Source organism: Rhizobium sp. 01T444 (genome assembly GCF_056398305.1).
In genome coordinates this window covers 567,098-587,036 of sequence record NZ_JBFTPD010000003.1, presented here as the reverse complement: position 1 = coordinate 587,036, position 19,939 = coordinate 567,098, and the positions used below count along the sequence as shown (strand labels likewise).

Here is a 19,939-nt window from a genome sequence, read left to right as displayed (position 1 = left end):
AACTTATTGTCAAGGCAAAATAGCACGTCGGCAGATCGGGAATTTGTATGTTCAATTCGTCGCAGCGCGAGCTCCTGCGGGTCATAAGCGAGTCGGGCCCTTTAAGCCGGACCGATCTTGCTTCCGCGATCGGGCTCAGCAAAGCGGCGATGAGCGGCATTGCCCGCGAGCTTATCGATCGCGGCGTGCTGCACGAGACGGAGACCATCTACGGCCAGGGCCGGCCCTCCGTGCTGCTCGACCTGAAACCCGAATGCGCCTTCTTCATTGGCATCTCGCTTCTTGAAGATCCCGCTCCGATGATCCTCAGCGATCTCAACGGCAATATCATCGCCCGTCAGCAGTTGCCCCATTCCCGTGATCCCAAGGTCATCGCCAATGCCATCGCCTACGGCCTGCCGGAAATCCTGAAGGGCCACCCGCAGGCAAGCTCGAAGCTTGCCGGCATCGGCGTGGCGCTGTCCGGTTTCGTCGATGAAAAGCAGGCAACCTGCGTGCAGTCCACCCTGCTTGGCTGGCAAGATGTGCCGCTTGCCGAAATCATCCGCCACGCAAGCGGCGTCGATACCTTCATCGAAAACGACGCCAAGGCCGTCGCCGTCAGCGAGAAACTGTTCGGTATTGCCCGCGACACGCCGAATTTCTCGGTCGTTTCGCTGGGAGACGGCATCGGCTGTGCCCATTTCATCGACGGCAAGCTCTATCGCGGCAATCATGGCGGTGCGGGCGAAATCGCCCATGCGACGATCGAGCCCGGCGGTGCACCCTGCCGTTGCGGCAAACGCGGTTGCCTGGATACGATCGCCTCCATGAAAGCGATCAAGGAGATGGCCAGAGCCGCCGGCCTGAAATGCACCTCGCTGTCGGAATTGGAAGAGGAAGCATCGCACGGCACGGCCGAAGCGATTTCCATCATCCACAAGGCCGGCGCGGCTCTTGGCCTGGCGATCTCGCATCTGATTCAGATGAACGATCCGGGCATGATCCTCGTCACCCATGTCGAAGGTTCCTTCGAAGGCTTGTTCGGCACGGTCGTGCAGCAGGCGATCGAAGCCAATGTTCTTCCGCGTTATGCCGGCCAGACGCCGATCCGCACCCGTCGCGTCGATAGTGACGTCTGGGCGCGGGGCGCCGCCAGCATCGCCGCCCATAATTTCCTGATTGGTCCCAATTTAAGCTGAGGTTTCCCATGCGCATCGCCGTCGGTGGCATTCACATCGAATGCAGCACATACAATCCCGTCTTGAACGAGGAGAAGGATTTCCGGGTGGTGCGCGGCGAGGGACTGTTGGCAGCCCCCTATTTCGCCTTCCTTGGGGACTACGACGCCGAATTCCTGCCGACGATCCATGCTCGTGCCATTGCCGGCGGCCCGGTCGCGCGCCACACCTATGAGGCCTTCAAGACTGAGTTCCTGGAACGCTTGAAGCCCCTGCTGCCGCTCGACGGCCTCTATCTCGCCATGCACGGCGCCATGTATGTCGAGGGCATGGAGGATGCAGAAGGCGACTGGATCAGTTCCGCCCGCGCGCTTGTTGGCGATCACTGCACGGTTTCGGCCAGTTATGACCTGCATGGCAACGTCACCCAGCGCATCCTCGATGCGCTCGATATGTATTCCACCTATCGCACTGCGCCGCATATCGATGTCGAGGAGACCATGCGACGCTCGGTCTCCATGCTGGTGAAAAGCCTGAAGACCGGCGTGAAGCCCACCTTGCTCTGGGCGCCGATCCCCGCCGTCCTGCCGGGCGAACGCACCAGCACCGTCGATGAACCGGCAAAGAGCCTTTACGCCGAACTGCCCGGCATCGACGCGCTAGACGGCGTCTGGGATGCTTCGCTGATGGTCGGCTACGTCTGGGCTGACGAACCCCGCGCCACCGCTGCCGCCATCATGACCGGCACCGACCGCGCGGTGCTGGAGCGCGAGGCAAAGCGCCTGGCAAAGGCCTATTGGGACGTCCGTGAGGAATTCGTGTTCGGCTGCGAGACCGGCTCGATCGAGGAATGCGTCGCCAAGGCCATCGCCAGTCCCACCGGCCCCGTCGTGCTTGCCGAATCCGGTGACAACCCGACTGGCGGCGGCGTGGGCGACCGAGCCGACGTATTGGCCGAACTGATTGCGAAGGGCGCCACCGGTGTCGTCTTCGCCGGCATCGCCGATGAGGCGGCCACCGAGACCTGCTATACTGTGGGCGTCGGTGCCACTCTGGAGCTGACGGTCGGCGCCTCGCTCGATACCAAGGGCAGCAAGCCGGTGACGGGACGCTTCATGGTGAAGTTCCTGCACGAGACCGCTGACGCGGCCGACCGCCAGGCCGTTGTCTCGATCGATGGCATCGATCTGGTGCTCTCCGCCAAGCGCCGCCCCTATCACAACATCGCCGATTTTACCCGCCTCGGTCTTGATCCGCGCACGGCAAAGATCGTCGTCGTCAAGTCGGGTTATCTCTCGCCGGAACTCGCACCGATCGCCAATCCCAATCTCATGGCGCTCTCGGCCGGCGTCGTCGACCAGTTCGTCGAGCGCCTGCCGCGCCTGCGCAAAGAGCACCCGACCTATCCTTTCGACAAGGATTTCAGCTTCGAGCCGCAGGCTTTCCTTTCTGCGCGCTCCGCGAACCGCTGAGGCTTGAAAGGCGAACCAATTGATTTTTGGTACCGCACGCTTGCCTGGCGTGCGGTTCTCGTCAAAACGTGCGCCTGCCTTTGGATCTGCCGCAAATCCAGCCATTCGACCAATAAACAGGCAGATATTTATTTGCACAAAAAAGCGCTTGACGATCTGCCGGATTTGGTTTGCATTGAACCAATATTAAATTGGTTCAGTCAATCATGGACGAAACGCAAGGCAATTCGAACTATGCGCTGGAGAAGCTGAGAGCTCTCCTCCAGTCGAATAGTCTCGATGCCGATGGCAAGCTGCCAACCGAGCGTACGCTCTCCGAAATCCTTGGCGTCAGTCGCCGCTCCATCCGGCGCGCGCTGGAAGTGCTGGAAGCCGAAGGCCGCATCTGGCGCCGGCAAGGCTCCGGCACCTTTGCTGGCAAGCGGCCGGACGGTTGGAGCAACCATGTCGATTCCATCATCGCCGACACCGATCTCATGGAAATCATGGAAGTGCGCCTGCGCGTCGAACCGCAGCTTGCACAGCTTGCGGCCATGCGCGCCAAGGCCGCCGACGTCGAGCGCATGTATGATCTGGTGAAAAAGATCTACGAAAGCACGGATGCCGACGGCCGCGAACTCTGGGATGGCGCGCTGCATCGCCAGATCGCCCAATGCGCCGGCAATACATTCTTCCTGACGATCTTCGACGTCATCAACCGAGTGCGCCAGGACGAAGCCTGGCAGACGATCCGCGAGCGCGCCCGCAGCGCCAGCCGCACGCGCGAAGTCACCCATGGCCAGCACACAGCCATCGTCGATGCTATCGCCGCCCGCGATCCGGGAAAAGCCGGCGAGGCCATGCGCCAGCATCTGCTGACGCTGCAGGAAAGCCTCATCCGCATCACCTCTCTCGACCACAGCGAAACGGAGGTCGAGAAGGAATCTACCTGAGCGGGGAAAAGCACGGCGGAGATAACCGCCGGCTCGACACGACAAACGTGAAACAAAAACATAACAGAGGAGAATGAAATGAAATTCGCCAGATTGCTGACCACAGCCACAGCGGCAGCGCTCTTTGCGCTTCCCGCTTTCGCGGTCGAACTGAAGATCGGCCTGCAGGACGATGCAGACGTGCTTGATCCCGCGCAGTCGCGCACCTTCGTCGGCCGCATCGTCTATACCGCAATGTGCGACAAGCTCGTCGACGTCTCGCCCGACCTGAAGATCGTGCCGCAGCTTGCGACGGAATGGAACTGGTCGGCCGACGGCAAGGCGCTCACCATGAAGCTTCGCCAGGGCGTGAAGTTCCAGGACGAAACGCCCTTCAATGCTGAAGCCGTCGTCACCACCATCGAGCGCAACATGACCCTGCCGGAATCGCGTCGCAAGAGCGAGCTGAGCTCCGTCCAGAAGGTCGAGGCGACGGGCGAGTATGAAGTCAAGTTCACGCTGAAGAGCCCCGACGTCACCCTGCTGGCCCAACTTTCCGACCGCGCGGGCATGATCGTCTCGCCGAAGGCCGCAAAGGAACTCGGCGCGAAGTTCGGCGACCATCCCGTCTGCGCAGGCCCCTTCAAATTCGTCGAACGCGTCCAGCAGGACCGTATCGTGCTCGAAAAGTTCCAGGACTACTGGAACAAGGACAATGTCTTCATCGACAAGCTTACCTATCTGCCGATCCCGGATTCGACCGTACGCCTCGCCAACCTGCGCTCCGGCGATCTCGACATGATCGAACGCCTGGCCGCAACCGACGCCGAGACGGTCAAGAGCGATCCGAACCTCGTCTACAAGGATGTCGTCAATACCGGTTGGCTCGGCATCTATGCCAATGTCGGCAATGGTGCGCGCGCCGACAACCCGCTGGGCAAGGACAAGCGTCTGCGCCAGGCCTTCTCGCTGGCAATCGACCGCGATGCCGCCATGCAGATCGTCTTCGAAGGCACCGGCGTTGCCGGCAACCAGCCCTTCCCGCCGAGCAGTCCGTGGTTCGACAAGGATGTCCCGGTTCAGGCTCGCGACGTCGAAAAGGCAAAGGCCCTCGTCAAGGCTGCAGGCTTCGACCGCGTGTCGGTCGAAATGCAGGTTCCGAACAGCCCGGTCACGATGCAGATGATGCAGATCATCCAGTCCATGGTTGCCGAAGCCGGTTTCGATGTCAGCCTGAAAGCGACGGAATTTGCGACCCTGCTCAATGAGCAGACCGCCGGCAACTACCAGCTCAGCCGCTCCGACTGGTCCGGCCGCGTCGATCCTGACGGCAATATCCAGCAGTTCGTCACCTGCGGCGCCGGCCTGAACGACAGCAAATATTGCAATGCTGACGTCGACAAGCTGCTGAACGAGGCTCGCCAGTCCCCTGACGATTCCGTGCGCAAGCAGAAATATGATGCTGCGACCGCAATCCTCAATGACGATTTGCCGATCATCTTCCTTGGCCACCAGTCGTGGATCTGGGCGCTGCACAAGAACATCACCGGCTTCGTTGCTTCGCCCGACGGCATGATCCGCCTCGTCGGCGTGAAGAAGGAAGGCTGATAGCCACACGCTTCAGGAACGCGGCGACCCTCGCCGCGTTCCGTTGATGGTATCGGAGCGCCCATGTACAGGTTTATTGCCAAGCGGCTGTTGGTCGCCATTCCAACTTTGCTGATCATTTCGGTCTTTGTCTTCTCGCTGCAGAAACTTCTACCAGGCGATCCGGTTCTGGCCATGGCCGGCGAAGAGCGCGATCCGCAGGTGTTGGAATTCCTGCGGGAAAAATATCACCTCAACGACCCCGTTCCTTACCAGTATTTCTACTGGCTGGGCTCGGCCCTGAAGGGCGATCTCGGCATTTCGCTGCGCACCAACCAGCCGGTTCTCGAACTGGTGGCCGAAAAACTGCCGGTCACCATCCAGCTCGCCATCATGTCGATGATCTTCGCCTTCGTGATTGGCGTGCCGATGGGCATTCTGGCGGCCGTCAAGAAGAACACGATCATCGATTATCTCGCCAACATCATCGCATTATCCGGCCTGTCGATCCCGAATTTCTGGCTCGGCATCATGCTGATCCTGCTGATCTCGGTGAATCTCGGCTGGTTGCCAGCTTCAGGCTACGAGCCCTTCTTCTCCAATCCGCTGCGCTCGATCCAAACCATGCTGATGCCCTCCTTCGTGCTCGGCAACGCGCTCGCCGCCACGTTGATGCGCCACACGCGTTCGGCAATGCTGAGCGTCTTGAGCGCCGACTACATCCGTACCGCCCGCGCCAAGGGACTTCCGGAAAGCTCCGTCGTGCTGGAACACAGCTTCCGCAACGCGGTTCTGCCGATCGTCACACTGACCGCTCTGCTTTTCGGCGAACTTCTCGCCGGCGCGGTCCTCACCGAGCAGATTTTCACCATTCCAGGCTTCGGAAAACTCATCGTCGATGCCGTCTTCAACCGCGATTATGCTGTCGTCCAGGGCGTCGTCATCTGCACGGCGATCGGCTTTATCCTGATGAACCTCGTAGCCGATGTGCTTTATGTCCTTCTCAATCCGCGCATGAAAGCTTCGCTATGACCGCAATCGATCAAGTCGCAGCCGCGCCCATCACGTCTGCAGAGCAGCGTTCGCCGAGCCGCGCCTGGCGCAAGCTGAAAGCCAACAAGGGTGCGCTCGTCGGCCTCACCATCATCGCCTTCTTCGCAATCCTTGCSATYATCGCGCCGCTCCTGCCGCTCCCCGATCCGAACGCCACGAGCTGGTCGACGATCCGCAAGGCGCCGTCAGCGGCCCATTGGCTCGGCACCGACGACATCGGCCGCGATATTCTCTCCCGCATGATCTGGGGCGCGCAGGCCTCGCTGATGGCAGGCGTCTTTTCGGTGGCGATCGCCGTTCTGATCGGCGTGCCCTTCGGCCTGATCTCAGGCTATTTTGGCGGCTGGATCGACATGAGCATATCTCGCATCACCGAGGCCTTCCTGGCGATGCCTTTCCTGATTACCGCGATCGCGCTTGCCGCCTTCCTCGGCCCGAGCCTCAGCAATGCGATGATCGCGATCGGCCTTTCGGCCATGCCTATTTTCGTGCGGCTGACGCGTGGCCAGGTACTGGCGGTCAAGACCGAAGAATATATCGAAGGCGCGCGTTCCATCGGTCTTCGCCATTTCAGCATCATCACCCGCTACATCCTGCCGAATGTTTTCGCGCCGATCCTCGTGCAGGCGACGCTGACGATAGCAACCGCCATCATCGCCGAAGCCAGCCTCTCCTTCCTCGGCCTCGGCCAGCAGCCGCCGGCGCCMAGCTGGGGCTCGATGCTGAACGTTGCCAAGAATTTCCTGAGCCAGGCGCCGTGGATGGCGATGTGGCCTGGGATTGCCATCTTCCTCGTCGTTATCGGTTTCAATCTCTTGGGCGACGGCCTGCGCGATGCGCTCGATCCGCGCGAAGCATGACCCTTCGAAAGGACATATGAAATGACCGCATTCACGACCCGCCCCGAAATTCTGGGCACATTCGGCGTCGTCACCTCAACGCACTGGATCGCCTCTGCCGTCGGCATGAGCATCCTGGAAAAGGGCGGCAACGCCTTCGATGCGGCGGTTGCTGCCGGCTTCACCCTGCAGATCCTCGAGCCGCACCTCGTCGGCCCCGGTGGCGACATGCCGGCGATCATCTATTCGAAGAAGAAGGACAAGGTCGAGGTCATCTGTGCTCAGGGCCCTGCCCCGGCAGGCGCCACTATCGAGCACTATACGTCCGAGGGCCTGAAGCTGATCCCCGGCGACGGCCTGCTTGCAACCGTCATTCCCGGCTCCTTCGACGGCTGGATGCTGATGCTGCGCGACTACGGCAGGCTGAGCGTGCGCGACGTGCTGGAGCCGGTAATCTACTACGCCGAAAACGGCCATCCCATGCTGCCGCGCGTCTCCGCCACTATCAAGGGGCTCGCCGAATTCTTCGAAAAGGAATGGCCGACCTCCTACGAGACCTGGGTGCCGGGCGGTTCAGTTCCCGAGCCACATTCCAACTTCAAGAACCCGGTTCTCGCGGAAACCTGGAAGCGCATCATTTCTGAAGCGGAAGCAAAGCAGGGTCGCGAGGCGCAGATAGAAGCGGCCCGCGACGCCTTCTACCGCGGCTTCGTTGCCGAAAAGATCGCAAATTATCTGAAAACGGCCGAAGTGATGGATGCAAGCGGCAGTCGCCACAAGGCGGTGCTGACGGCCGACGATATGGCCAACTGGTCGGCAACGATCGAAGAGCCGCAGACCTATGACTATCACGGCTGGACGGTTGCCAAGATCGGCCCCTGGGGCCAGGGGCCTGTCTTCCTGCAGACCCTGTCGCTCCTCAAGGATATGGATATCGCCTCGATGGCGCCAGATGGTGCCGATTTCGTCCATACCGTCACCGAGGCCATGAAGCTCGCCTTTGCCGACCGCGAGGTCTACTATGGCGATCCTGACTTCTCCGATATACCGCTCGACCATCTTCTGTCAGACACCTACGCCGCCACCCGCCGCAAGCTCATCACGGGCGAAGCCTCCTTCGATCTTCGCCCCGGCAAGGTGGCGGGTTTCGAGCAGCAATATGATGTAACGATGGACATGCTCGGCGCAGACTCCAAGACCGGCGCCGTCTACGAGCCGACCATGGCGCATCTGACGGAAAAGCGCGGCGACACCGTCCACATCGACGTCATCGACCGTGAAGGCAACATGGTYTCGGYCACCCCCTCGGGCGGCTGGCTGCAGTCCTCGCCGATCGTTCCGGGCCTCGGCTTCTGCTTGAATTCGCGGGCCCAGATGTTCTGGCTGAAGCCCGGACTGCCAACGTCGCTTGCTCCTGGCAAGCGCCCCCGTACCACGCTCACGCCTTCGCTCGGCCTTTATGAAGGACGCCCGACGCTCGCCTTCGGCACGCCCGGCGGCGACCAGCAGGAACAGTGGCAGCTCTCCTTCTTCCTCCGTTATGTGCACCACAAGATGAACCTGCAGGCCGCAATCGACCAGCCACTCTTCCACACCTCGCATTTCCCCGGCTCCTTCTATCCGCGCACACGTGAACCGGGTGGTCTGATGGTGGAAGGCAATTTCAGCGCTGCCGTACTCGACAGTCTGCGTGCCCGTGGCCACAAGCTCACCGTCGCCGAGCCTTGGACCATCGGCCGCCTGACAGCAGCCCGCCGCGATGCCGACGGCCTGCTGCGTGCCGCCGCCACGCCGCGCCTCATGCAGGCCTATGCGGTCGGGAGGTAGGTATGACCTGGTCCATCGTCGCCCGTGATCCTGAGACAGGCAATCTCGGCATTGCCGTCGCCACCCGCTTCTTTGCGGTCGGCGGGCTGGTGCCGCATATCCGCGGCGGCATCGGCGCAGTCGCGACGCAGGCTTTCGTAAGCCCGCTCTACGGTACGGATGGGCTCGCTTTGCTTGCTACCGGCAAGGCGCCGGATGAGATCATCACCGAACTGACCGCCCGTGATGCCGGCCGAGACCAGCGCCAGCTTCACCTGATCGATGCGCGCGGCCGCAACGCCGCCTTCACCGGCGCCCAATGCATCGACTGGGCCGGTCATCTGATCGACGACAATGTTTCCGTCGCCGGCAATATGCTGGCCGGACCCAATGTCGTCGCCGAGACGCTTGCTACCTATAAGAAGGCGTTGGATAAGCCCTTCATCGAGCGCCTGCTCGAAGCCATGCAGGTTGGCGAAGATGCCGGCGGCGACAAGCGTGGCAAGCAGTCTGCCGCTCTCCTCGTCCACCGCGATCAGGATTATCCCTGGCTTAGCATCCGCGCGGACGATCATCCCGACCCGCTCGCCGAACTGCGCCGGCTCTTTGCGGTGGCGCAGGAGCGCTACATGCATGTCGCCGAAACGATGGCGACCAAAGCGAACCCGAACGGAATGATTGACAGGCGCGAGATCGATGAAAAGATCGCGGCGCTGGAAGCGGTGCGCATTGCGGAAGGACGGCCGTCGGCCTCCTTCGCCACGCCTCTGAAGACCTGAAAGCCCCTCCGGCACAAAAGAATAAGGGAACGATATGAGTGATCAGCCTGCAGCATCCGTCTCTCCGGTTCTTTCCGTCCGGAACCTGACAACCTCCTTTCTCGCCGACGGCGAATGGAGATCCGTCGTCCGCAACGTCTCCTTCGATGTCATGCCGGGGGAAACAGTCGCCATCGTCGGCGAGAGCGGGTCTGGCAAGAGCGTCACCTCGCTTTCCATCATGCGCCTGCTCGCAAAGGGCTCAAGCCGCGTCGAGGGCAGTATCACGCTCAACGGGCGCGATATCCTTTCCCTCTCCGACAAGGAGATGCGTTCCGTGCGCGGCAAGGATGCGGCCATGATCTTTCAGGAACCGATGACGAGCCTGAACCCGATCTTCACCATCGGCCGGCAGATTTCCGAGGCACTCACCTGCCACGGCGATATCAGCAAGGCTGACGCACGAGCCGAAACGATCCGCCTCCTAGAGAAGGTGCGCATTCCGAACGCCGCATCCCGCTTCGATGAATATCCGCACCAGTTTTCCGGCGGCATGCGCCAACGGGTCATGATTGCCATGGCACTCGCATCAAGGCCGAAGCTCTTGATCGCCGACGAACCGACCACCGCGCTCGACGTCACCATCCAGGGCCAGATCCTCGACCTTATCAAGGTGCTGCAGGAAGAGGAGGGCATGTCCGTTCTCTTCATCACCCATGACATGGGCGTCGTCGCCGAGATCGCCGATCGCACTATCGTCATGTATCGCGGCGAAGCAGTCGAAACCGGCACGACGGACGATATATTCAATCGCGGCAAACATCCCTATACACGCGCCCTGCTCTCTGCCGTGCCGCGGCTCGGCTCGATGGATGGTCGCAAATGGCCGTTGCGTTTCCCGGTGATTGACACCGCGACCGGCGAACGCCGCGAGCCGGTAGAAGTGGCCGAAACCGTCGACCGCCGAAAGACGCCGATCCTCGAAGTGAAGAACCTCGTCACCCGCTTCGATATTCGCGGCGGTCTCCTCGGCCGCAAGACCGGCGCCATTCATGCGGTCGAGGACGTTTCCTTCGAACTTTTCCAGGGCGAGACGCTGTCGCTCGTCGGCGAATCCGGCTGCGGCAAATCCACCACCGGACGTTCGATCACACGCCTGGTGCAGCCGAACGCCGGCTCTGTCAGCCTTGACGGCTATGACGTGCTGAACCTCGACGCGATCAGCCTGCGTCAGATGCGCCGCAGCATCCAGATGATCTTCCAGGACCCCTTCGCCAGCCTCAATCCGCGCATGACGATAGGGGCTGCCGTCGCCGAACCCATTGTCGAACACGGGCTCGGCACCCGTGCTCAGGCCCGCGAAAAGGCCGCCGACCTGCTCGAACGCGTCGGCCTGAAGCCGGACATGATGAAGCGTTACCCGCATGAATTTTCCGGCGGCCAGCGCCAGCGCATCTGCATCGCCCGCGCTCTTGCGCTCGACCCGAAGGTGATCGTCGCGGACGAAAGCGTGTCCGCCCTCGACGTTTCGATCAAGGCGCAGGTCTGCAACCTGCTGATGGATTTGCAGCAGAGCCTCAACCTCGCCTTCCTTTTCATCTCCCACGACATGGCGGTGGTCGAACGCGTCAGCCACCGCGTTGCGGTCATGTATCTCGGCGAGATCGTCGAGATCGGCCCGCGCGAAGAGCTCTTCCGCAATCCGCAGCATCCCTACACCAAGAAGCTGATGGCGGCTGTTCCGGTGCCCGATCCCGCCCGCCGCGGCATCCGCCGCAACCTCGGCACCGACGAACTGAAAAGCCCCGTCCGTCCCGTGGGTTACGTGCCTCCGAAGCGTCAGTTCCGTGAGGTCGTAGCAGGCCATATGGTACGGACGGAGGAAGCTGCCTGAGCTAGTCCAGGAGGCTCAACGGACAGTTTAGAGATGGTAGGTATTGCACGGAACGGACCACATACGGGGGGTGCGGTTTAATCCCTTTTGCTGCATCGCTTATATCATTTATTCCAGATATTATTTCAGTGGGAATTATTAACGCCAATCGGCGACGTTTGTGTTCTCTTATCCTTGCGAATCAAAAAGGTTTGATTTGCCTGGGGGCAGCCACCATGTTGAAGCATGGGGCGATAGAACAGTTGGGCAGGAGCACATGCTGCAACGGATTGAAGACATTGATGCCGCGCTAGTCGATAGGCTGCAGCATTCAGCGTTCAAATATTTCCTGAAATATTCCAATTCTGAAAACGGCCTTGTGCCGGATACGTCGATCCCCGGCGTGCCGGCGAGCATCGCCGCGGTCGGCTTCGGACTTTCCTCCTATCCCGTCGGCGTCGAGCGCGGCTGGATCAGCCGCGCGGAAGCTGCCGAACGCGTCTTCAACACGCTGCATTTTTTMGCCAACGCCAAGCAGGGCACGGAACGCCACGCGACCGGGCATCGCGGTTTCTTCTACCACTTCCTGCACGTGGATACCGGCAACCGCGCCTGGAACAGCGAGCTTTCGACCATCGATACTGCTCTGCTCGTCGCCGGTATCCTGACCGCCGCGCAATATTTCGACGGCGAGGATCAAACCGAGACCGAGATTCGCGCGCTCGCAAAATTCATCTATGAGCGCGTCGACTGGCGCTGGGCGCTGAACAAGGGCGATTGTATCTCGATGGGCTGGAAGCCCTCTTCGGGCTTTCTGCGCTGGCGCTACCATGGCTTCGATGAAGCGATCATTCTCTACACACTGGCGCTGGCATCACCGACCTACCCGATCCCGCAATCGAGTTATGACGCCTTCACGGCAAGCTATTCGTGGATGATCTTCAACGAGCAGCCCTATCTCTATGCCGGCCCGCTCTTCATCCATCTCTTCTCCCATGCCTGGATCGATTTCCGAGGCATCCAGGACAAGCCGATGGTCGAGCGGAACTGGGACTATTTCCGCAACACGCAGGTCGTCATCAACGTCCAGCGCGACTACGCGGAACGCAATCCCGGCCAGTTCGTCGGCTACAGCAAGGATATCTGGGGCTTCACGGCTTGCGATGGCCCGCCGCCGACGCGGCGCATGCGCGGTGGCCGCAGCCCGAAAGTACTGGGTTATGCTGCCCGCGGTGCTCCGCTCGGCCCCGATGATGGCACGATCGCGCCCTGGGCAGCGCTCGGCTGCCTGCCCTACGACCGGCAGGCTGCCCTGGACGGCACCAAGGCGCTGCTGACGACCTATCCGAACCTGCTCCTGGAAGGCGGCTTCCCTGGCGGCTTCAACCCGACAGTCCAGACCAAGCGGCCTGAGGGTTGGGTCGATGACCGAACCGTGGCCATAGACCAGGGCCTTCTCGTCATGACGATCGAGAACGACCGCTCAGACTTCATCTGGAAGCTGATGCGCAAGTCGCCGGTCATCCGCCTCGGCCTCGAGCGCGCTGGCTTCACCGGCGGCTGGCTGGCCGGCGAAGAGCCGCAGGAGCTGGTTCTGAAGGCAGGCTGAACTTATCGCGAAAAGACGTGCGCCTTGCCGGCGATATCGAGGCGAACGAGATCGCCCCGCGCCGGCAACGCCACGCTCGATGTCTTGATGAGGATCGGCGGCAGGGCGACAGCGGCAAGCGACACCGCCACCGTGCAGGTCGCGCCGCCGAATTCTACATCCACGACACGCCCGCCATATTTCGCGTTGTCCTCACCGACAACGACGCGGATCTGCTCCGGCCGCAGCATGATTTCCGCCTTGCCCTGATGGGCTCCCTCAACCGGCACGCTGCCGAGCGCACAATCGGCAAAACCATTCTTGATGATCGCCGGCAGCATCACCGCATCGCCAAGGAAAAGCGCCGTCTCGCGATCCCGCGGCTTGAGATAGAGCGTCTGCGGCGTGCCGGCCTGCACAAGCCTCCCCTCGCGCAATACCGCAACCTGATCGGCAAAGGACAGGGCCTCACCCTGATCGTGGGTCACGAGGACGGCGGTGATGCCGGCGGCCTGCAACACGCGGGCCACGGCCTTTCGCATGTTTTCACGGAGGCCCGTATCCAGGGCCGAAAACGGCTCATCCAGCAGCATCAGGCGCGGCCGGCGGCCGAGCGCACGGGCAAGCGCTACACGCTGCTGCTGGCCGCCCGAAAGCTGGTGCGGGCGGCGATCCAGCATACTGTTTTCCAGCTCCACCATTTCCAGAAGGTCGAGAATTCGCTTTTCGCGATCCGGCGCGCCGCGCTCGAAACCGAAACCGATATTCTCGGCCACGCTCAGATGCGGAAAGAGAGCGCCATCCTGCGAGACGATGCCGATGCCGCGCTTGTGGGCGGGAACGCACGCCGGCCCGTCAGCGAGCACCTCACCATCGAGCGTCACCCGGCCGACGTCAGGCTGTTCGAAGCCGGCAATGATGCGCAGCAGCGTCGTCTTGCCGGAACCGGAGGGACCGACAACCGCCGTGCGGCTGCCCGCCTGCACTTCAAGCGAGATATCCTTCAAGGCCTGAACCGGCCCATAACGCTTGCTGATAGCGTCGATCGTAAGCAGCGTCATTGGCCGGCAGTCCGTTTCGATTGGGCATAGAGCATGAGGGTGAGCGGCAGCGACAGCACGACCATCATGAAGGCATAGGGTGCTGCGGAGACATAATCGATCTCGCTGGTCATCGACCAGAATTTCGTCGCCAGCGTATCGACGCCGTTTGGCGACAACATCAGCGTCGCCGTCAGTTCATTGGTGATGCCGAGTGCTGCGAGCGCCACGCTGGCAGCGGCCCCCGGCGCTGCGAGCCGCATGGTGATCTGGCGCACTGCCTGTCCCGGCGTGCGGCCAAGCCCCATTGCCGCCCGCTCCAGCTCGACAGGCGCCTGCGCGATGCTGGCGCGCAGGCCGACCATGGCGCGCGGCAGGAAGAGCAGTACATAGGCGACGAGCAGCGTTGCAAAGGTCTGGTAGAGCGGCAGGATGAGACGGACGGTGATCGAGACAAGCGCAAGCGCCACGACGACACCGGGCAGCGAACCGACATAATAGTGGCAGGCTTCGAGGATGCGCTGGAGGCGGCCCGGCGCGCGCACCGAGAGCCAGGCCATAGGGGCAGCGGCGATCGTCGTCAGCACGCCACCGGCGACGGCGAGAACGATCGTCTGTGCAAAGGCACTCGCCACCTCGATGCGCCAGATGCCGAGCCCGCCGAGATAGAGCCAACGCCCGAGCGTGATCAGCGGCACGCCGAGCGTCAGCGCTGCGAGGACGATCGGCAGCGCCACGGCGGGCACTACGAACCAGCCGAGCCGGCGACGGCCTGCCGGGCGCGCTGAGCCGGAGCCAACGCGTGCATATCGCTCATTGCCGCGCAGCAGGATCTCGAGGCCGAGCAGGAACAGGCAGCAGGCGACGAGCACGCCGCCGAGCATGTTGGAAGCCGGGCTGTTGTAGGAAGACTGGAACTGATCGACGATCGCGGTCGCAAAGGTATCGAAGCGGATCATCACGAACAGACCGTATTCCGACAGCAGGTGCAGCGCGATCAGCAGCGAGCCGCCGCAGATGGCCAGGCGAAGCTGCGGCAAGACCGTGCGGAAGAAGACGCGCCAAGGATCGAGGCCAAGCGAAGCAGCGGCATCCTCGATGGCGGGATCGAGCCGGCGGAGTGCCGCGGCAACCGGCAGATAGAGGAAGGGGTAATAGGCAAGCACCGAAACGAATACGCCGCTCTGCAACCCGCGCATGCCTGGAAGCAGGCTCACCCAGGCATAGGAATGCACGAAGGCCGGCACGGCAAGCGGGGCGATGGCCAGCCATGCCCAGAGCCGTGCGAACGGGATATCTGTCCGCTCCGTCAGCCAGGCAAGTGTGACGGCAAGCGCGATAGACAGCGGAACGGTGATCGATTCCAAAAGAACCGTATTGACGAGAAGCTCGCCGACACGCGGGCGAAAGACCAGCGTTTTTACCGTTTCCCAGCCGACATCATAGGTCACCCAGCCGATGAAGCCGAGCGGCACGAGGCTGAAGATCGCTACGATTGATGCGACGAGAACGACGGAAGCGTGCGGCATGCGCCAGCGCGGCAAAACCATTCGCGAGGCCCTTGGCGCCTCGTTGCTGGATGCGAGCAATCTATTGTCCTGCAGCAAGGCCGATGCCTTCACACGCTGAAAAAGGAAGGCAACCGCCTTTGAGGAGCGGTTGCCAGATTTCGTCATGCCCTAAGGTTTTCTTGAGCCAAAAGCAATAGTTTTGGCTGGAAGAAGACTGCGGCAGAAAGGTTAGATAAGGCCGGCGGCCGTCATCAGCTCCACGACCTTCTTGCTGTCGAGGGTCGAGGCTTCAACCTTCGGCGCGTTGAGGTCGGAAAGCGGCACCAGCCTGTCGTTGGAGGCCGCATCCTTGCCGATGGCGTATTCAAAGGAATCGCCGTCCTTGAGCACGGTCTGGCCAGCCTTGCTGGTGAGGTACTTCAGGAAAGCCTGAGCTTCCTTCATGTGTTGCGTGGACTTCAGGATACCGCCGCCCGAAACGCTGACGAAGGCGCCCGGATCCTGGTTCTTGAAATAGTGCAGSSCGACATTCTTGCTGTTCTCRCCRGTCTTGGCCTGATCGCCGAACYAGTAGTAGTGATAGATGATCGCGCCTTCGACTTCACCGGCATTAACCGCCTTCATGGCAACGCTGTTGCCCTTATAGGGGGTGGCATTGTCCTTGAGTCCCTTCAGCCAGACCTTGGTGGCGTCTTCACCCTTCAGCTGCAGGAGGGCGGCAACGATTGCCTGGAAGTCGGCGCCTGCGGGAGCCGCGCCCCAGCGACCCTTCCAGGCCGGATCCTGCAGATCGAGCATCGACTTCGGCAGCTTGTCTTCGGTCAGCTTCGTCTTGTCATAGGCAAAAACGGTCGTGCGCGCGGCGATGCCGGTCCACATGCCGTCAGCCGGGCGATACTGCTCGGGGATCTGCGCGAGCGTATCCTTGTCGACGGGGGCAAAGAGGCCGGCGCCATCAACCAGCGTCATGGCCGGCGAGTTTTCGGTGAGGAAAACGTCGGCGGGCGAAGCATCGCCTTCCTGGATGATCTGATTGGCGAACTGCATATCGCTGCCCTGGCGCATGGTGACCTTGATGCCGGTCTCCTTGGTGAAGGCATCGATCCATTCGCGGCCGAGGCTTTCGTGCTGGGCATTATAGACGACGATGCCTTCGGACTGCTGCGCATTGGCACTGCCTGCGAGCGCGGTGGCTGCGAGAAGTGAAGCGGCAAGCGCAAGCGCGCCGGAAAGACGGTTAAGAGCAATTTTCATGATGGCCTCCGTAGCGATGTCACCCGAGCTCCCAAGGGTGATGGCAGGCGTATATTTTTGTTGACTGATTACTTCAAGTTTCGAGGTCAAAAATAACATCACATTATCTTGACTCAATCTTTCATCTTCGCGGGGAATAAATCCGGATTTCGTCAAAAAAAGCGACGCCGGTGAGGCGTCGCTTTTTAGATTCCAATGCGTTAGCTTATTCGACGTCGAACTTGACGCCCTGCGCCAGCGGCAGGGTCTTGCCGTAATTGACGGTGTTGGTGGAGCGTCGCATGTAAGCCTTCCAGGCATCCGAACCGGATTCACGACCACCGCCTGTCTCCTTCTCGCCGCCAAAGGCTCCGCCGATCTCAGCACCGGACGGACCAATATTGACATTGGCGATGCCGCAATCCGAACCGCGCGAAGACAGGAAGGTCTCAGCTTCGCGCATATTGTTGGTGAAGATCGAGGACGACAGGCCCTGCGGCACAGCGTTGTGCAGCTCCAGCACAGCGTCGAAATCGCTATACTTGATGACGTAGAGGATTGGCGCGAAGGTTTCCTGCTCGACCGGGCCGGTTTGCTCAGACATTTCGACGAGTGCGGGGCGAACATAGAAGGCTTCTGCCGAACCGTTCTCGACGCGCTCACCACCGACGACAGCGCCGCCGGCGGCCTTTGCCTGGCCGAGAGCCGTCTGCATCTTGTCAAAGGCCTGCTCGTCGATCAGCGGGCCAACCAGCGTGCCTGTTTCCAGCGGGTTGCCGATCGTCACCGAACCATAGGCCTTCTTCAACCGCGGAACGAGCTGGTCGTAGACGCTCTCATGCACGAAGAGACGGCGCAGCGTCGTGCAGCGCTGGCCGGCCGTGCCCATAGCCGMGAAGGCRAYGCCYCGCAGCGTCAGATCAAGATCGGCCGTCGGGCAGACGATTGCGGCATTGTTGCCGCCAAGCTCCAAGATTGCGCGGGCAAAGCGCTGCGACAGGCGCGGACCTACGGCGCGGCCCATGGCCGTGGAGCCGGTGGCCGAAACGAGCGGGATCTTCGGATGGTCGACCAGCACTTCGCCAACCTCGCGGCCACCGATCAGGAGCGTCGAGAGATTTGCCGGCGCCTTGCCGCCTTCAGCAACAAAACGCTTCAGCGCCTTCTCGAACAGCGCCTGGACGGCAAGCGCCGTCAGCGGCGTCTTTTCCGAAGGCTTCCAGACCGTGGAATTGCCGCAGACGATGGCGAGTGCTGCATTCCACGACCAGACAGCCACAGGGAAATTGAACGCCGAGATGATGCCGATGGCGCCAAGTGGATGCCAGCTTTCCATCATCCGGTGCTCGGCGCGCTCGGTGGCGATCGTCAGGCCATAGAGCTGGCGGGAAAGGCCGACGGCGAAATCGCAGATATCGATCATTTCCTGCACTTCGCCGAGGCCCTCAGAGGTGATCTTGCCGACTTCGATCGAGACCAGGCGGCCGAGCGCAACCTTGGAAGCGCGCAGTTCTTCGCCGAGCAGGCGGATCAGCTCGCCGCGTTTCGGCGCCGGGACGGCCCGCCATTCGAGGAAAGCCTTGTGCGCCGCGTCGATCGCCGCCTTGGCGTCCGCAACAGAATGCTCCTTAAGCTTTCCGATTTCCTTGCCCGTGATCGGTGATGTCACCGAAAGCGTACCGCCGGTGTATCTGTTGGCATCGACGCCGAGATCGGCGAGCAGCTTGGCGGTTTCGGTAGCGAGATCGAGGACGGCGATGGTCATTGTCTTGGTTCCATTCTTGTTGTTCTCAGAAACGGGCATCGGCGAAATGGGCGACCTGAGCGCCGGCTTCGTACCATAATTCCTTGAGTGCGCGGAAGCTCGGCTCACGCGGATCGGTCAGCGGCAAAGGCAGATTCGCTTCGGCCATCCGGCCAAGAATATGCTCCGCCAAAGTGCGGCCGAACACTGTCCCGGGCGCGATCCCGCGGCCATTATAGCCCGAAAAGCCGATGACATTGGGAGCGAATTTGTGGAAGCGCGGCAGTGCATTGTCGGTCATGCCGATCTGCCCGTACCATTCGCACTCGAATTCGATATCGCCGATCTCGGGGAAAAGCCGCTTCAGCGAGCGCTTCGCCCAGCCTTTGTGCACGGAAAGGCCAGTATTGCGCAACGCCCCGACACTGCCGAAGACCAGGCGGCCGGCCTGATCCATCCGGAAGGAGGAGAGGATTTCCTTTGTATCCCACGCACCCTCGCGATTGGGCAGGATCGACTGGCGCAGATTGTGGCCGAGCGGCACGGTGGCAAAATTGAAATAGGGCAGAAACACCTGCTCGTTGCGCACCTGCTCCCAGGGTCCAGTGCTATAGGCATCCGTCGCTACAATGATCCAGTCTGCCGTGACCTGTCCGCGCGCCGTCTTCACCACCCAGCGGCTGCCCTGCCGCTCGGTTGCGATAACAGGGCTTGCCGTATGCAACACGACACCCGCCTTCTGCGCCGCATGGGCAAGCCCGCGCGCATAGGCAAGCGGCTGCAGCGTTCCGGCCCGCATATCGAGCAGCGATCCGGCATAGGCATTCGTACCGATGCGTTTTGCCGTCTCATCCGCATTGAGCAATGTGACGGGCGCGCCGCGCGCCGACCATTGCTTGTAGCGCTCCTCGACTTCCTTCAACCCATCGGGACCGACGGCGCAATGCAGCGTACCCTGCTTTTCGAGCTCGCAAGCAATGCCATGCTTTTCGATCAGTTCCATCACCAGCCGTGGCGCGTTGCCAAGCAGGTCGAGCAGACGCTCGCCATAAACCGGGCCGAGCACACCGGGCAGGTCATCAGGCATGACCCACATGCCGGCATTGATGAGGCCGACATTGCGACCTGCGCCGCCGAAGCCGATCTCCTTGGCCTCGAGCAGCACGACCCGCGATCCGGCTTCGGCCAGATGCAGGCCGGAAGAAAGACCCGTATAACCGCCACCGACGATGACGACGTCGGCCTCGATAGCGCCTTCCAGCACAGAGGTGACGGGTGGCTGGGGAGCAGTCTTTTCCCATAGGCCGTGGGAGCGTGGATCATTGAGCATCGGACAGTCCAGTCAGGATCGAAATCGGCACTCT

At 61.6% G+C, this 19,939-nt stretch carries 15 protein-coding genes; 10 read left to right on the top strand and 5 right to left on the bottom strand.

All coding sequences use genetic code 11. The features are described 5' to 3' along the window. Positions 1 to 47 precede the first annotated feature (47 nt). The 10 genes from AC1DTN_RS08190 to AC1DTN_RS08145 all read left to right on the top strand — a co-directional run bounded on the left by AC1DTN_RS08190 (position 48) and on the right by AC1DTN_RS08145 (position 13,068). Positions 48 to 1,181: an ROK family transcriptional regulator gene (locus AC1DTN_RS08190; protein ID WP_113319800.1), complete on the top strand. Its 1,134-nt coding sequence runs from the start codon at positions 48 to 50 to the stop codon at positions 1,179 to 1,181. 8 nt (positions 1,182 to 1,189) lie between these two features. Further along, a complete protein-coding gene (locus AC1DTN_RS08185) occupies positions 1,190 to 2,632 on the top strand; it encodes a M81 family metallopeptidase (RefSeq protein WP_477920359.1) in 1,443 nt (480 codons plus the stop codon). Between the two features lie 206 nt (positions 2,633 to 2,838). Beyond that, positions 2,839 to 3,564, top strand: coding sequence for a FadR/GntR family transcriptional regulator (locus AC1DTN_RS08180; protein WP_477920357.1), 726 nt, complete (start codon positions 2,839 to 2,841; stop codon positions 3,562 to 3,564). A 78-nt stretch (positions 3,565 to 3,642) separates the two neighbouring features. Then, positions 3,643 to 5,151, top strand: a complete 1,509-nt coding sequence (locus AC1DTN_RS08175; protein WP_310385142.1) for an ABC transporter substrate-binding protein — start codon at positions 3,643 to 3,645, stop codon at positions 5,149 to 5,151. Positions 5,152 to 5,214: 63 nt separating this feature from the next. After that, positions 5,215 to 6,162 carry an ABC transporter permease gene (locus AC1DTN_RS08170; protein ID WP_477920356.1) on the top strand — a complete coding sequence of 316 codons (948 nt, stop codon included), beginning with the start codon at positions 5,215 to 5,217 and terminating at the stop codon, positions 6,160 to 6,162. Next, a complete protein-coding gene (locus AC1DTN_RS08165; RefSeq protein ID WP_477920355.1) occupies positions 6,159 to 7,043 on the top strand; it encodes an ABC transporter permease in 885 nt (294 codons plus the stop codon). The genes AC1DTN_RS08170 and AC1DTN_RS08165 overlap by 4 nt, the downstream gene beginning before the upstream one ends. A 21-nt stretch (positions 7,044 to 7,064) precedes the next feature. Then, positions 7,065 to 8,849, top strand: a complete 1,785-nt coding sequence (locus tag AC1DTN_RS08160; RefSeq protein ID WP_477920353.1) for a gamma-glutamyltransferase family protein — start codon at positions 7,065 to 7,067, stop codon at positions 8,847 to 8,849. Between the two features lie 2 nt (positions 8,850 to 8,851). Beyond that, entirely contained in the window at positions 8,852 to 9,607 is a 756-nt protein-coding gene (locus tag AC1DTN_RS08155; protein WP_477920352.1) for a DUF1028 domain-containing protein, read from the top strand. 34 nt (positions 9,608 to 9,641) lie between these two features. Then, entirely contained in the window at positions 9,642 to 11,480 is a 1,839-nt protein-coding gene (locus tag AC1DTN_RS08150) for an ABC transporter ATP-binding protein (RefSeq protein WP_477920351.1), read from the top strand. Between the two features lie 256 nt (positions 11,481 to 11,736). Beyond that, positions 11,737 to 13,068: a glucoamylase family protein gene (locus AC1DTN_RS08145; protein ID WP_477920350.1), complete on the top strand. Its 1,332-nt coding sequence runs from the start codon at positions 11,737 to 11,739 to the stop codon at positions 13,066 to 13,068. A 2-nt stretch (positions 13,069 to 13,070) separates the two neighbouring features. Here the strand turns inward: AC1DTN_RS08145 and AC1DTN_RS08140 are convergent, their stop codons facing one another. The 5 genes from AC1DTN_RS08140 to AC1DTN_RS08120 all read right to left on the bottom strand — a co-directional run bounded on the left by AC1DTN_RS08140 (position 13,071) and on the right by AC1DTN_RS08120 (position 19,905). Then, complete coding sequence (locus AC1DTN_RS08140; protein WP_477920349.1) at positions 13,071 to 14,108, bottom strand: ABC transporter ATP-binding protein; 1,038 nt, start codon at positions 14,106 to 14,108, stop codon at positions 13,071 to 13,073. Then, positions 14,105 to 15,763 (bottom strand): ABC transporter permease, encoded by a 1,659-nt coding sequence (locus AC1DTN_RS08135; protein WP_477920348.1) that lies wholly within the window; start codon positions 15,761 to 15,763, stop codon positions 14,105 to 14,107. The genes AC1DTN_RS08140 and AC1DTN_RS08135 overlap by 4 nt, the downstream gene beginning before the upstream one ends. Positions 15,764 to 15,826: 63 nt before the next feature. Next, positions 15,827 to 16,852: an iron ABC transporter substrate-binding protein gene (locus tag AC1DTN_RS08130; protein ID WP_477920347.1), complete on the bottom strand. Its 1,026-nt coding sequence runs from the start codon at positions 16,850 to 16,852 to the stop codon at positions 15,827 to 15,829. Positions 16,853 to 17,057: 205 nt separating this feature from the next. Further along, positions 17,058 to 18,596 (bottom strand): L-piperidine-6-carboxylate dehydrogenase, encoded by a 1,539-nt coding sequence (gene amaB / locus AC1DTN_RS08125; RefSeq protein ID WP_477920346.1) that lies wholly within the window; start codon positions 18,594 to 18,596, stop codon positions 17,058 to 17,060. A gap of 25 nt (positions 18,597 to 18,621) precedes the next feature. Continuing rightward, a complete protein-coding gene (locus AC1DTN_RS08120) occupies positions 18,622 to 19,905 on the bottom strand; it encodes an NAD(P)/FAD-dependent oxidoreductase (RefSeq protein ID WP_477920345.1) in 1,284 nt (427 codons plus the stop codon). Positions 19,906 to 19,939 lie beyond the last annotated feature (34 nt).